Here is a 14,570-nt window from a genome sequence, read left to right on the forward strand (position 1 = left end):
AACCGGGGATTCTTGGCAGGCTGTACTTTGAAAACCGGACATTTCTATTTTGCAGAAAATAGGACATTTCTATTTTGCGTTGACATAAAATATCATTTCTCTTTACTTTTAATATCCCTTCTTTTATAATTAAGTATAATAATTAAGCATTCCAGGGAGGCATTCATGGTGAAAACAACACGCCGGCTTATTTCATTAATTCTGATTCTGTCATTTCCTTTTCTAATTTATTCATCCGTAACCTCTGTTAACGTTCACAACTACGGCTACGCCGGAAAGTATCTGCAGGCAACAAGCGTTAAAAACCCTGTCTTTCATATGACAATAAACGCTGACGCGCAGGGTGATACGCTTACATATTTCGGAGTTGAAAATTATAAAGACAGCTGGTATATAGGCTCTGCCGTAGAACCGGATTCAATCGCGTCAAACAGCGTTAAATTGTGGTATATGCCTGTTGACGCTTCTGAATTTGATCCGGACTCCGCGGTACTTGTGGGTACACTGTTGTCGGATTTAACGCAGACATCAGGAAACAATAACTGGTGGTATGGCAGTTTTAATTTTGTCGTGTCAGATAATTCAGGATTATGGGTGACAGTTGATATCTCATCATCGCCGGGCCAGGGTACCGTTGAATTTCAGGGCGAAAGCATTGCGTTTAATTCAGGGGTATCCGATATAAATTCCCTTCCCGTTTCACCGCCTGTAATGCTTATAACCCAAACCACTCCTGCCGAAACTCTGGAAATAACGCACGAAGCGGGCTCAATGCAGCCTTCCGTTTCAACAGGCCAGGAAAATATAATACCTTTTTCCTTTAAACTATATAACGCTTCAGGGCCAAATTCCGCGCCTATAGTTGCCGCAGGCCTTACTTTAACCGTTCAGACTTTCTCGCCTTTGGGTGTCACGCTTGCCCCGTCAACAATCATTCAGTCAATAAAACTTCAGGACAAAAATTCCGGCACGGTTTACGGCTCGGTATCAGGCTTATCAATACCGTCTTCTGCAAGCCCGGTTGAAATACCGCTTTCACTTCTTAACATTCCGGCGGAAACAACCATTACCGCAAACGTGGTAATAAGCGCGGTTTCATCAACCCTGACCGCCGGTACAAACTTTATCATTTCACTTAACGAGCCGTCTTCTTTCCTTGCTTATGATTTTTACACACTAAAAAACGTCACGGTTGCGGCTTCGGCATCAGATTCAACCGGTTTTCCCATGCATTCAAACTTTGCCACACTGCAGAAAAACTGCGGCGAAATAACAGCTTCATTTACCGATATAATCCCGCTTACCATTAACGAAGGCCAGGTCAACGTGCCGCTTGTAAAAATAATCCTTAACAACCCCGGCAACTCACTTACGGCTTCAGGACAGGTTTATAACCTGAAACTGCAGGTGGCAGATAATTCCGGCGCCCCCATTGTACCTTCCTCTCTTTTTTCAAAGATATCTGTAACCGACCTTTCCGGGACGATTATTTACGGCATAAAAGACTCCACAATTGAATCTTCCGGAAACATAATAAACATCCCTCTTATTAACGCAATTGGAATTCCGTCAGCGTCTTCGGCCACAGTAACAGTAAGGGCCAATATAAGTTCTTCAACAGCCGCGGATGATTTTAAAATTATAATCACCGCGGGTACAGATATTCTGGCGCGCGACATAAATTCATTCTCTCCGGCTTCTGTCACATCAGTTACATCGGTTTACACATCGCCTTCCGCTCTGCTTTCCAGTTCACTTAAAGCCGGCGCGGAAGCTTTGATGCCAAAAACAATTTATGCCGGACAGACAGGCGTTCAGATAATGCGCGTATCGCTTTCATCCCCGCTTTCATTCGGGGAAGGCAACACAATAATGGCTTACGGCATCACGCTTACCGCGCGCGATATAAACGGCAGCCCGGTTATCGCGGACTCTTTCCTGTCCGTAATCAGAACTTCAGTCTATTCCCCTTCAGTTTCTGATTCAGCCCAGATAACAGCGCCTTCATCAGACACTATATACATACCATTTTCATCGCCTCTGCCTTTAACATCATCCGCAATAACAACAATCACAATTACCGGCGATATTAAAACAAACGCGGCAGCCGGAAATATAAACTTTGTGCTTAACGCTTCCGGAATAGGAGTCTATCAGTTCAGCGACCCTTCAAAACCGGTTGCAGTGTCAGCCGTAACCGGACAGTCTTTCCCCATGAATTCCGGCACCGGCACCATAGCCGGCACGGCTGAAAAGCTGTCTTTTTCAACATACCCCAACCCTTTCAGGCCGGGGACAAAAGCACTGCTTTCTTTTTATCTTAATTCCGATTCAACAGTCACTATTAAAATATACGACCTTGCGGGACGGGTTGTCAGGACAATAATGGAAAATAACATACTGCCCGCGGGCGCCCGTGAAACAGACTTCTGGGATGGCAAAGACAACAACGGCAAAATGGTGCTGGCAGGCACATATCTTGCCAAAATAGAAGCGGTGTCCGGCGGAAAGACCAGGACCGAAACCAAAAAAATAACGTTAATAAAATAACGGGGAGTCAAACATGAAAACAAAAAAACTTATCGTTCCTGCGTTAATAATACTTGCTATATTGCCTTCGTCGCTTTTTTCCAACACCCTGTCATTCTTTAATGACATAAGCGCCAAAAACTCCTCCCTTTCCGAAAGCGGCGCGGCTTTTTCCAAAGAAGCTTTTTCTTCTTTTGTTAATCCTGCCGGCCTTGCGCTGCTGGAAAGACAGTCTGTATCACTTTCTTTTTATAATCTATTTGAAGGTTCTTACATAAGCGCTGTTTCTTACGCGCTGCCTCTTTTAGAAGCCGGCACAGTTTCCATATCCGGGCTTCTGCTTGACGCCGGAAAAATAGAAGAACGCGATATAAACAACATAGTAACAGGCGAATTCAGCGATTCATATAAATCAGTACTGCTGTCATACGCTTATACCCTTTTTCACAATTACAGCGCGGGCGTGACCGTAAAGTATTTAAACCATGATTTTTACGGCATATCCGCGTCAGGATACGGATTGGATTTGGGGGCGCTTGTAAAACTTCCATACGATATACGCCTTGCCGCAGGTATTATAAATATTGTCAAACCTGTCCTTTCGTACAATTCTTCATCGTCAGATACCCTTCCTTTGGAGTACCGCGCTTCACTGGGTTATGAAATACCCGTAATAGAAGATATCCGGGGGCGGCTTCAGCTTACAGCCGGCCTTTCAAAAGAAGAATTCAGCCCCGATACGCAGTGGTCGGCAGGCGCGTCATATTCGGCATATGGAATAGGTTCTGTTTCAGGCGGAATAAATTCAGAGGGCTTTTCCGCGGGCGCTTCAATAACACTTTTTGGGTTTACGGCGGATTACGCGTACGTGAAAATGCCGTATGATTTTTCGCACAGGTTTGTGCTGTCATGCGGTTTCGGCGATGATATCAGGGCGGCCGAAAACAGAATCAAAGACCAGAAAGAAAAATTAAGGTCTGAACTTGTGACAAAAATAAAAACAGAAACCCTTGAGACCCTCAAAACCGATATGGAAAAAGCTTTGTATTCACAGGACTATGAAGCCGCCGCGGCATCCGTTGAAAAAGCGCTGGCATGGGAACCCTCAAACGCGTTCTTCACCGCAAAGAAAGAGGAAATTGCCGGGCTTTCAAGAAGAAAACAACTGTCATCATTATTTGTGGAAGCCGATAAACTTATAGAAGACAAACTGTATATTGACGCCATGGTATCGCTTAAAAGCATTCTGGACCTGGACCCCAACAACAGTATCGCATGGAAAAAATTCCGCGACACGCAGGAAATAGTAAGAAAACTGGGGCAGGAAAATATTGTTCAGGAACAGAAAAATCGGGCTGTAATCCAGAAAAACTTTGACGCCGGCCTTGACCAGTATACGGCCGGAAATTACGCGGATGCCATTGAACAGTGGGACAAAGTTATAAAAGCCTCCCCGCTTCAGCGCCAGGTATATAATTACATAAAAAGCGCGCAGGAAAAAATCCGTAAAGTTGAAGTCAAAGCGGAAAAACAGAAGTCTGAACGCGAAAAAACCATTTCAACGCTTTACAACAAAGCGGTTCTGCAGTACACAAAAGGGGAATTTCAGGAATCAATGAAAACGTGGCAGCAGCTGCTTGAAATTGACCCTGAAAATACGGACGCTAAAAATAACATTAAAAAGATAGCGGAAGAATTTAAGAAGTTACAGCAGCAGGAACTGGGCTGGTAACGTTTAAGTTTCAGCCGGCAAAAGCCGCGAAAAAACGCGCTGCCGCTTTATACATATAGGCAAATTTACCGGGAATATCCTTTAGAAATTCCAGGTAATTTACCTTTTCAGACAAAAGGGAAAATATCAGCGCAATAACAAATATGTTCATCAGATACACAAAAGACAGCGAAAAAAATATATTGCTGTCTTCATGAAAATCGCTCTGCGCGGTCTTCATGGAATAAAGGGTAAGGGCTATATGGAAAGACAGGCTGGCTCCTATTAAAAAAGCAATGTACGGCAGATACCGCTCTTTGGCTATTATATAAACCCCCAGAAATATAAAAGTGTACAGCGGGAAAAAATACGGCGCCAGTGTTATTACAAAATTTGTCCTGTTTATCAGCACCCTTCCGCCGCTGGCGGATACTTCAAGTTTTTTTGCTTTTCCCCCAAAAAGAAAAGCCCAGAAAATATGCGTAAGTTCATGCGCCATAACGTGGATAAATACCGGTTTATAAAACACAATATGAATAATAAGATAAACCGCAAAACCTATAAAGAATCCCAATTCAATCCGTGAATTTATCGTCAGGTTTTTAAGAATATCCGTAAACGCAAGCGTAACCGGAAAACACAGGATTATGGAAATAACGGTCAGAGGGAATGCGATTATTCTGTTTTTCATTATTAAATTACTGTCACACTCCGCCGATGGCGGAAAGCCTTTGATTTATCTCTTCAAGCCTTTTTTTAGCCGTGCTGTTTTCCGCGTCAAGCAGAAGTATGGCTTCAAGTTTTTCCTTTGATTCCTTCAAAGAACCCCTGCCGTAAAGTTCCATTGCCTCCGAATAAATCTTCTTTACTTCATCTTCTATCACAGGTTTTAAATCTTTTATATACTTAAGGGCAAATTCACTGCTTGGGTCCATTTTAAGGATTTTCCGCGATAAAGACATGGCTTTTGAGAGGTCCCTTGCGCTATAAGCTTCTTCAACACTTTCATGCAATTCTTCAAGCCTTGATTTAAAGCAGTTCTTTATCCTTTCATGGTAATCTTTGGCTTTTTTGTCCAGGGGCCTTTTTTCAATAACTTTTTTAATTTCTTTTACAGCCCCAAGATAATCTTCAGCGGAGAGGCTTTCAATACAGAACTTAAAAGCTTCCGCCGCCACTTCGGATTCCACGTCATTCCCAAACTTTTCGCTTAAAAGTATTGATTTTACTTTTTCAAAATTCTCATTTATCTCTTTTGAATCAGGTTTCAGGTCAAGCGCCCGTTTAAGATAAAGCAGGCCTTCTATAGGATTACCCTTGTCATTTTCTTCCATCCCGCGCTTATATAACCCTTCCGTTTCCCGTTTAAGTTTAAGTTCGGCAGCCTTGTGCCGCGCGCCTGCGATATATGTCTTTGCCTGCATGTTATTCTGGTCAAGTTTAAACACTTCCTGCCATTTTTCAATTGCCGCTTCTATATTTCCTGTTTTATAAATTTCCACACCCTGTTCAAGAATACCCGGTATCTGCGCGGCGCGCCCCATGTTTTCTTCCGCGCTTTTTATGTACGATTTAAGCTGTACGTTTCCCGGGTCAAGCCCAAGGCCTTCCTGCCATTTTACTATGGCCCCCCTTATATTTCCTTTCTTATAAATAAGCATCCCTTCGTTAATTATAGTCCTTACATTTTCCTGATGCTGTTCGGAATTTAATCCCGCTTTTGCCGCTTTTAAATTTTCCGCCGCTTCTTTATTATCGGGAAATTTTAAAAGCAGTTTTTCAAATACCAAATGGGCCTCTCCGAATTTACCGGCATCTAAAAGCTGCTTTCCGCGTTTTAGTTCGGATGCCTGCTCTTTACCGCCCTGCTCCTTCATCATTGTATCAAGTATGGACTGCGCGGATGATTTGCTTGAAGTAATACCTTTCATGGCAAGGTCAAGTTCCTGCGGCGAAGTGGCGTTCTTTTTTGCTTCGTCTATCGTAATTAAACCCTGCTTGTACAGCCGTATAAGCGACTGGTCAAAAGTCTGAAGGCCGTCTTTTTCCCCGTCTTTAATCAGATCCTTGATAAGCCCAAATCTGCCCTCTTCAATAAGCCCCCTGATTGTCGGGGTCACTATCATAATTTCGGCGGCCGGAACACGCCCCACGCCGTCCGCTTTTGTAACAAGCCTTAAGGAAATTACGGCTTTAAGCGCTCCTGCAAGCTGCGACCTTACCTGCACCTGCTGTTCTTTGGGGAAAAAATCAAGCACTCTGTTTATTGTCTGTATCGTATCCATAGTATGAAGCGTGGAAAAAACCATATGCCCTGTCTCTGCGGCGGAAATGGCTGTACCCACCGTTACCATGTCCCTCATTTCGCCGATTAATATAACATCGGGATCCTGCCTTAAAACATAACGCAGCGCGTTTCCAAAAGAATCCGTATCAAGCCCGACTTCTCTCTGAGTTATACTGGAACGCTTATCCGTATGTACAAATTCTATGGGGTCTTCTATTGTAACAATGTGATGATAATAAGATTCATTTATGGCGTTAATCATGGCGGCAAGCGATGTGGATTTTCCGCTTCCTGTCGTACCGGTGACCAGCACAAGCCCCCTTGGATAAAGGGCTATCTCTTTTAGAACAGGAGGCATATTTAATTCTTCCAGTGTGGGAATTTTTATGGGAATTGCCCTCATTACAACTTCAAGTTTGCCCATCTGCCTGAAAGCATTTGCCCTGAATCTGGCCACACCTTCAAGATTGTACGCAAGGTCCATTTCATTGGTTTCTTCAAATTTTTTGCGGGTTTTTTCATCTGTCATTGTCTGAATTATTTCCCGCATATCAGCGGCTGATAGTATTTCCATTTCAAGGGGGGTAAGCCTGCCGTCAACCCTCATGATAGGCGGCCTGCCTTCTTTTAAATGAAGGTCAGACGAACGTTTTTGTATCATTAAATGGAGCAAGTCCCTTAGGTTCATCAGTAAAGCTCCCTTATTTTATTTAAAAGGTCATGCTTACGCCGAACCTGTGCGTGTTTTCAAGCATCACGTTCAGATAGTGCTGATAAGCATAGTCAACCGAAAAAGTTTCCATTTCCACGCTTGCTCCCGCGGCAATTATGTAAAAATCATTATTGGGATCAACCGTAATACCGCCCCTTATTGCCACTTTCTGCACCTGCATTGAGCGGTCCAGAATAAATCCATATTCAACAGCGCCGGAATACGCGCTTATTTCCGGCGAACCTTTGGAAGTCTCATCAGCTTTTATCTCGCCTGCAAGTAAAAAATCCGCGGTTATTCCATAATACGCGCCCAACCTTAAGGAGTACGGCACTTTTTCAGCCAGTCCGCTGCTCCATGTAAGCTGTGAAAGTATGTCTTTTGCGGTAAACGCCACCGCAAGATTTTCTTTAAAAGCGGCGTGTACGGAAACGTCCGCGGCAAAACCTGACGCGCTTACCGTTTTGCCGTCCACTTTTAAATCACTGTTATTGCCAAGATATTTAAGGTTAACACCTACAGAAACCTTGGGGTATTTATATTTTATCATTCCAAAATACTGGTTTACCTGCATCCCCCATGATAAAAGCGCTGTAAGCTCCGACCAGTCAAGTTCCGTATCGCCGGTGAACTCCGCTCCAAATTTAACCGAAGTGTAACTGATGCTTGCCCCCAGAGCTCCGTAACCGCCGGTGTCACCCTGCCCGTAAGCGGCAAAGAAGTTTGAAATATTGCCTTCGCCTATGCCCAGCATTGACGGCACATAAGTTAAGCTCATGCTTTTTTTCTTGTCCAGCATCGCAAGCGCCGCGGGATTCCACCACGAAGCATTGCCGTCCGACGCTATCGCGGTATAAGCGCCGGCAAGCCCTGTGGGCCTTGTCCCTGCCTGTGAATCAAGAAAAGCGCCGCCCAGAAAATCCGACTGCGCCGCAGACAAAACGCATCCAAACGCGGATAAGAATATGACAAATACAAAAAATACAATTTTCTTTTTCATCTATTTTTAACCTCTTCCCGGGTTATTTAATTACCGCTATAACCCTTGAAATATTCTCTTTACCCGATGTTTTTTCAATCTGCATTTTTATCACATAAACGCCGTTTTTCACGTACGCGCCGGAATCATTCTTGCCGTCCCACGCGTAATAATATTTCACTTCAGCGCCGTAAGGGTTAAGGTCATATCCCGTAAACAGCGCGGTATCTGATGAATTTTTGTATTCGCTTTTTCTTACAAGGGCTCCGTTTAAACTGTAAACTTCCGCTTTAATATTTTCAACCCCTGCAAGGGAATCCGCGTAATATATCTTTGAACTTTCCTTAACGGGATTGAAACCTTTTGTACTTGAAAACTTATAGGTAGCCAGCGGAACCGCCGGTGTGACATACATAAGGGCAAATACGTTGTTAGCCGTAATGGACGTGACAGAAAATTCAAAATAATGGTCTGTACCGTTGGTAATGGCATTACCGGGGTTTACCACCTGCGTCCAGACATTGCCGTCCCATCTCCAGACTGTTATATTTGTTTCGTCCATGCCGATTGCGGTCAGCGTATTGATTTCCGCAGTTGAAAAATGCAGCCTTACCACCGCGTTTGCCATCTGCTGATTTATTGTCAGCGGAAGCTGATGAGGAGAATTCAGCGCGAAACTTATGGGATTGCCCAATATTGTGTTTGAAGCGGGAGGCGCGGGCGCGGACACAATTGATACCGTAACAGCCGTCGGAGATACTACCGTACCGCTATTATCGGTTAAACCCGCGCTGGGCTGCTGTAAATCCGTTATTCTCATACAGGTGTCGCTTGTCTCTCCCTGCCCTGTAATATTAACGTATGTGACATTTGCCGTTGTTACATAAAAATTATACGAATAAGCGCCGGGATAATCGTTTTCCGATACCGCGGTGATATTAACGGTATAATTACCGTCTGCCAGGCTGACCGACGGGGTAAATGACATTATGTTGGTCCCCGAAACGTGCGATACAGAACCCTGGACATTATTGCCGTTTGCATCTTTAACCACTATCGTTGTGGCATCCCAGTCAACCAAAGATGTACCGCCGGAAAGTATTACCGCGCTGACTTTAGACACAACAAAATTAACCTGTGTTGATGTGGAATCGGACAACGCCAGCGTGGAACCGGTTGAAGACTGCACGGTCGCGCCGTTATTTGGCACGTATGGTATTGATGTGTCCGCCACTGTAAAACTGAATGTTTTTGCCTCACCTATATTATTTGCCGCATCCACCGGTATTACCATAAAAGAATACAGGCCGCCCATTGTTATAGGGTTATCCGGTTCATACTTTATGGTCCAGGAACCGTCATCATTAGAACCGCTCCACGTCACTTTACCGCTTACGCGCGTCCCATAAGGGTTATATAAAATAAAAGTTGAAAGGTTCTCCGGCCCCGCGCCCACGCCCGCGTCTGTAAGCATTATTCTTACGGGGTTCTGCGCCGTTATAGTATACGGCTGAACAATTTCATTCTGCGAAGGGTATTCCGAAGAAGCAATAATGACAGGCGGCGTATTGTCCGCGGAAGGCACAGTACCGTCGGCTTCCACCATAAAACTTGCGGTATCCTGTAAAGAGGCAAGCCCATAGCCCCTTTCATCCGAAATCTGGCCTACCGTATCATCAAAGAAATAACTTGGAAAAGCATGGAATTCATAATATTTATACAGCGCGGTTGTGGTACCGCCCATGCCGTCGCTGCATATAACACTTTCTTCCACCACTTCGGAATCGGGCTTTAACCCAAGCGACTTTCCGACAAGAATGCCCTTGGCGCTGAAAGAATATATGCCGGATTCAACAACATCATTAAACACATAGATATTTGTAGTGCCCGTAAATCTTCCGCCGCCCTGATAAGTAAGCGGGCTTATAAAAGCAGCATCCCAGTCATTGCCATTTATAGCATCTCCCCTTGCATAAACAGTGCCTTCAGGATACCCGCATGGATTTCCAGGAAGATAGGAAAAACCAAAGCCCGTCATCGGAAGGCCGTCGCCAAGATTCGGAAAACTTGTATTTACATAAACAGGGTCTGTGTCAATCAGTTCATTTTTATCAGCGGAGTACTTTACTATCATATTCCCCGCGCTGTCATAAAGGCGCGTATCAAGGTATACATACGGGTAATTCCTGTAATCGTGATCAACCCCGGCAACTTCCGGATAATTAAATCCAAGGTTCTGCAGATTGGCAGGCGTTGCATTTGTAAGTTCATGATTAACCACAATAATTGCCGCCACCTGCGGTTCAGCAGGGTTGGAATAATGTGAATCAATGGAATAAATTGTGGTTTCAAGCTCCACAGTGGTAAGTTTCAGCGCGGCCGCTTTTGTAATTGTGGTGTTACCCGCATAGTCTGTAAGCAGGAACGAATATGAAAAATCACCGTCCGCCTGCAGTGTGCCCGTATTACTTTTACCGTCCCACAAAATAGGCGCGTTATATCCGGAAACACCGTCAAGGACCATAGTTTTAACCGTAACGCTGTTATAATAAATATTAAAGTTAACCGTGCTTTTTTCGTTAAGGTAATAAAAAAGCTGAAACAGCCCGGTGTTTGGATTATACGGGTTCGGATGCGCGTCAGGAATGCTGATTGAAGGCCTTATAGAATCAAGCCATATATTTCTTGGCGCGGTAAACGGGTCATTGCCCGCTTTGGTAAAGTTCTTATTAAAATGCCCTTTAACATTTGCTCCGGACAGGTCAAAATTATAAGCCTCTGTAACAGTAAATATGCAGTTATAAATACCGTTATTAAGAACAGCGTCATTATGAAGCGCCAGGTTGCCGTCGTCAAATAAAGCTATACCCACAGCAGACTGCGCTATGTCTACTGACGCGTTTCCGCCGGTTACCGGCACGCCTGTTGCCGCGGTGAAAACAGCGTACTCCAGAGACATATAATCATTTGATAAAGTGCCGGCCTGAATATTACCCGCATTAAGCCTTAAAGTATTCTGCGATGAATTATTGGGGTTCGGTGAATAACCTGTCACCCTCCACGTGCGCGTTCCGTCATACACATAAAAAGGATTGGCAACCGTAGGCCCGGAAACAGGCAATGCCGCCGAATACACATAGATATCCGTTGCCGTCACGGAAACAGCGGATAATGACGCGTATGTCTGCGTTGTATCTATTACCATCATCTGAAATTTAACATCACTTCCTATCCTGCCATAATTTCCGGCAGTCGGGGAAACGGTAAAATCAAGGGATGAAATCACATATGCGGCTTTGATATTGGCGGGAATAACAGCTAAACATACAAATAGAGATACTAAAAAAAATAACCTTTTTGAGATATTTTGCAAAGTATCCTCCTAAACCTGAAAATGCGTTCTTAATAATATATAATATCACATTCTTTTGTGTTGTCAACTTCATATAAAGTATTATTTTTAAGCCCTTGTTAATTTTTTGATTTAACCATTTCTTTTTTCGCCTTTATTTATTAATGCTATGCGGTTAAAATAAAAAAAGGCGGCAGGTGATTAACACCCGCCGCCTTTATAATTCAGCTTTCTTTAAAAATAGTACCTTATAATCAGCGAATTAACCGCCGCGCCTTCAGCAAGACCAAAATAAAATTCATTTTCAACATCCGTATGTTCATCGCCGGGTATTGTTATCTTGTTTTCCGTCCTTGTCATTCCCGCTGTCATACCCACAGCGCTTGCAATACTTAAATTTTTGCTTAGCGGGGTAAGAAACACTTCAAATTCAACTCCCGCGTTTATTCCAAAACTTATACCTGTGGAAGTAAGCCACGTATCTGAATAAGCGGTCAATCCAAATCCCGCGCCGCCGACAAAATACCCGTAAACATCCGCCGCGTTAAATACAGGCAGCGCCACCCCTCCGCCTAATGATACAGTCGTGGCGTCCCTGTAAGAAAGCCCGGCATAAGCATCTATGGCAAAATTATCGCCCTGCCAGAAACGCATTATCGCCTTGCTTTTGAATACGTCAATTCCCAGCGCGATTTTATCGGTGTACGGCATTTTCTCTTCGGCAAAAACAGATAAAGCAGACAACATTAAAGCAGTTACAAAAACCAATACTTTTTTCATACTTGTTTCCCCTCCGCCATTTTTTCCGCGAACTTTAAAAGCAGCCTTAAACCAAAACCGGATGCCCCTTCAGGCGCGTATGTTTTTCCTTCCATATTATATGCCGTTCCCGCAATATCAAGGTGTGCCCACTTAACGCCTTCCGCAAACTCCTTTAAAAACATCCCTGCCGTTATCGCTCCCGCCCTTTTGCCTCCGGTATTTTTAATATCAGCTGTCTTGCTTTTAATCATCTCCCTGTACTCTTCCCAAAGCGGAAATTCCCACAAACGCTCGCCTGTTATTTCCCCGCACTCTCTTAACAGCGCGATTGTATCAGGGTCATTTCCCATAACACCCGCCGCGTTACTTGCAAGAGCGGCAGAACAAGCTCCGGTCAAAGTGGCAATATCCACCATTACTTCCGGAGAGTATTTTTTTATGGCATATGTCATCGTATCGCACAGCACAAGCCTTCCTTCCGCATCAGTGGAAATTACCTCCACGGTTTTGCCCGACATAGTTGTAAGCACATCGCTTGGCTTATACGCTTTGCCGTCAGGAAGATTTTCCGTAAGCGGCATAAGCGCGGTGATATTAATTTTAAGCTCCAGCTCTGCCGCGGCTTTGACGGCCATTATTACAGCGGCTGCCCCGCTCATGTCATATTTCATTTCTTCAATTCCTAAAGACGGCTTTAATGATATGCCGCCCGAATCAAACGTAATGCCTTTACCTATAAATACAAGCGGTTTTGCGTTTTTATTATTACCCTTATACTCCATTATCACAAGTTTTGCCGGTTCTTCAGAACCCTGAGCCACCGCGTAAAAAGCGCCCATTTTATTTTTCTTAAGATCGGACTTATCCAGAACAGACACTGTGATTTTTTTACCCGCCGCTTTTTTCGCGGCCGCGGCAATATACGAAGGAGTCGCGCTGTTAGGAGGAGAATTGGCCAGGTCGCGCGCAAGTATTACATTTTGCGCCGTTATGTGCGCTTTTTTCGCGGCAGCTTCTTCAGCTATACCGCAACATGCTGTTATTTTTGCAAAAGTATTTTTATCTTTTTTTGACTTAAAGGAATCAAACGTGTAAGCGCCAAGCAGAGCGCCTTCGCAGGCCGCTTCCGCAAACTTCGGGCCTATCCCTTCCAGTGAAAGCGCAAGCGAGTCAAGCCCCTGGGCTTTTACTTCAACCGATGCCATCGCGCCAAGTTCCCGCGCCATTTCAGCGGTAAATTTTGCCCCGTCGCCCGCGCCCAGCTTTAAAATACGCGCTTCGTTTTCAAAATCAATCCTCTTTTTTTTAAATTCCATTTCACCGGTAACAAAACGCGCCGTCAGGGAAGCTTTAACCTCTCCCGCGCCTTTAAGCACAGCTTCAAATTTCATAACTTTTCCTCCGCTTTAAACTGAAGAATAAAACTGCCCACTTTTTCTTCAATAAATTTATCCGTAAGCTCTATTATTTTTGTCAGGCGCGGCCTGTCCGCCTTAATGTCAAACGGCGCGGCAAACACCCCTTTATTCTCAAGAAACAGCATCCTTACATCTTCAAACGAATTTTCTATTTTAACATCATAAGCGGCGGGGTCATCGGGCAGCGCCGGGAAAAAAATCCTTGTCCCAAAAATATGCAGCGGCCTTTTAAAAGGGCCAAGCCTTTTATCGCTCATCCCGAAAGCTTTTCTTAAAATATACTCCCTTGAATCGGCCTCCCCCTGAATTGTCCCTGTCCTTCTAATTGTAGCGGTGGCAGCAACACAAAGGGTGATACCGGTCTCTTTTATGAAAAGGTCAAAAAAATCGTCAATAAGGCTCATATAATAATTAAGGCTGTTGGCGCACTGTTCAAAAGAAACAACAGCCCTGTCTTTCATTATTATATACTTGGACAGATTGGACTCTTCCCCTCCCTGCATTACAATTGCGCCGTCCGGCATTCTTCCAAACGATTTAATGCCGTGAGAATCAGAAATACGGTCAAAAAGCGCCCTTATCTTTTTTTCATCTATTTTTACAGGTATAAATATTGCCTCAAAAGCCACTGCCGTAAGCCTTGTATTTAATCCCATATTTCCTCCTTATTACACATATTCAATGATAGCAGAAAGATTTCTTTTGTAAAGTGTGTTCTGCGTGCAGTGTCAACGCAAAATAGAAATGTCCGGTTTTCAAAGTACAGCCTGCCAAGAATCCCCGGTTACCCAAGGGTGGTTTCTGGCGGGTCTGATTTTGC

9 protein-coding genes are annotated in these 14,570 nt (G+C 44.2%); 2 read left to right on the forward strand and 7 right to left on the reverse strand.

The window, feature by feature from the left end; translation table 11 throughout:
• Positions 1-165 precede the first annotated feature (165 nt).
• Both JXR81_10615 and JXR81_10620 read left to right on the forward strand, forming a co-directional pair.
• Positions 166-2,550 carry a T9SS type A sorting domain-containing protein gene (locus JXR81_10615; GenBank protein MBN2755294.1) on the forward strand — a complete coding sequence of 795 codons (2,385 nt, stop codon included), beginning with the start codon at positions 166-168 and terminating at the stop codon, positions 2,548-2,550.
• 13 nt (positions 2,551-2,563) lie between these two features.
• A complete protein-coding gene (locus tag JXR81_10620) occupies positions 2,564-4,261 on the forward strand; it encodes a hypothetical protein (GenBank protein MBN2755295.1) in 1,698 nt (565 codons plus the stop codon).
• 10 nt (positions 4,262-4,271) lie between these two features.
• Here JXR81_10620 and JXR81_10625 read toward each other — a convergent pair whose 3' ends face one another.
• The 7 genes from JXR81_10625 to JXR81_10655 form a co-directional block, all read right to left on the reverse strand.
• Positions 4,272-4,931, reverse strand: coding sequence for a M50 family metallopeptidase (locus JXR81_10625; protein ID MBN2755296.1), 660 nt, complete (start codon positions 4,929-4,931; stop codon positions 4,272-4,274).
• A 13-nt stretch (positions 4,932-4,944) separates the two neighbouring features.
• Positions 4,945-7,218, reverse strand: a complete 2,274-nt coding sequence (locus tag JXR81_10630; protein MBN2755297.1) for a PilT/PilU family type 4a pilus ATPase — start codon at positions 7,216-7,218, stop codon at positions 4,945-4,947.
• Positions 7,219-7,237: 19 nt separating this feature from the next.
• Positions 7,238-8,239, reverse strand: coding sequence for a hypothetical protein (locus JXR81_10635; protein MBN2755298.1), 1,002 nt, complete (start codon positions 8,237-8,239; stop codon positions 7,238-7,240).
• Positions 8,240-8,261: 22 nt separating this feature from the next.
• Positions 8,262-11,591: a hypothetical protein gene (locus JXR81_10640; GenBank protein ID MBN2755299.1), complete on the reverse strand. Its 3,330-nt coding sequence runs from the start codon at positions 11,589-11,591 to the stop codon at positions 8,262-8,264.
• 213 nt (positions 11,592-11,804) lie between these two features.
• Positions 11,805-12,350: a hypothetical protein gene (locus JXR81_10645; protein ID MBN2755300.1), complete on the reverse strand. Its 546-nt coding sequence runs from the start codon at positions 12,348-12,350 to the stop codon at positions 11,805-11,807.
• Positions 12,347-13,723 (reverse strand): leucyl aminopeptidase, encoded by a 1,377-nt coding sequence (locus JXR81_10650; GenBank protein ID MBN2755301.1) that lies wholly within the window; start codon positions 13,721-13,723, stop codon positions 12,347-12,349. The genes JXR81_10645 and JXR81_10650 overlap by 4 nt, the downstream gene beginning before the upstream one ends.
• The gene (locus JXR81_10655; protein MBN2755302.1) at positions 13,720-14,406 is read right to left on the reverse strand and encodes a hypothetical protein; all 687 of its coding nucleotides are present in this window, start codon (positions 14,404-14,406) and stop codon (positions 13,720-13,722) included. The genes JXR81_10650 and JXR81_10655 overlap by 4 nt, the downstream gene beginning before the upstream one ends.
• Between the last annotated feature and the right edge of the window lie 164 nt (positions 14,407-14,570).

It is taken from the genome of Candidatus Goldiibacteriota bacterium, assembly GCA_016937715.1.
Classification (GTDB): Bacteria; Oederibacteriota; PGYV01; order PGYV01; family PGYV01; genus PGYV01.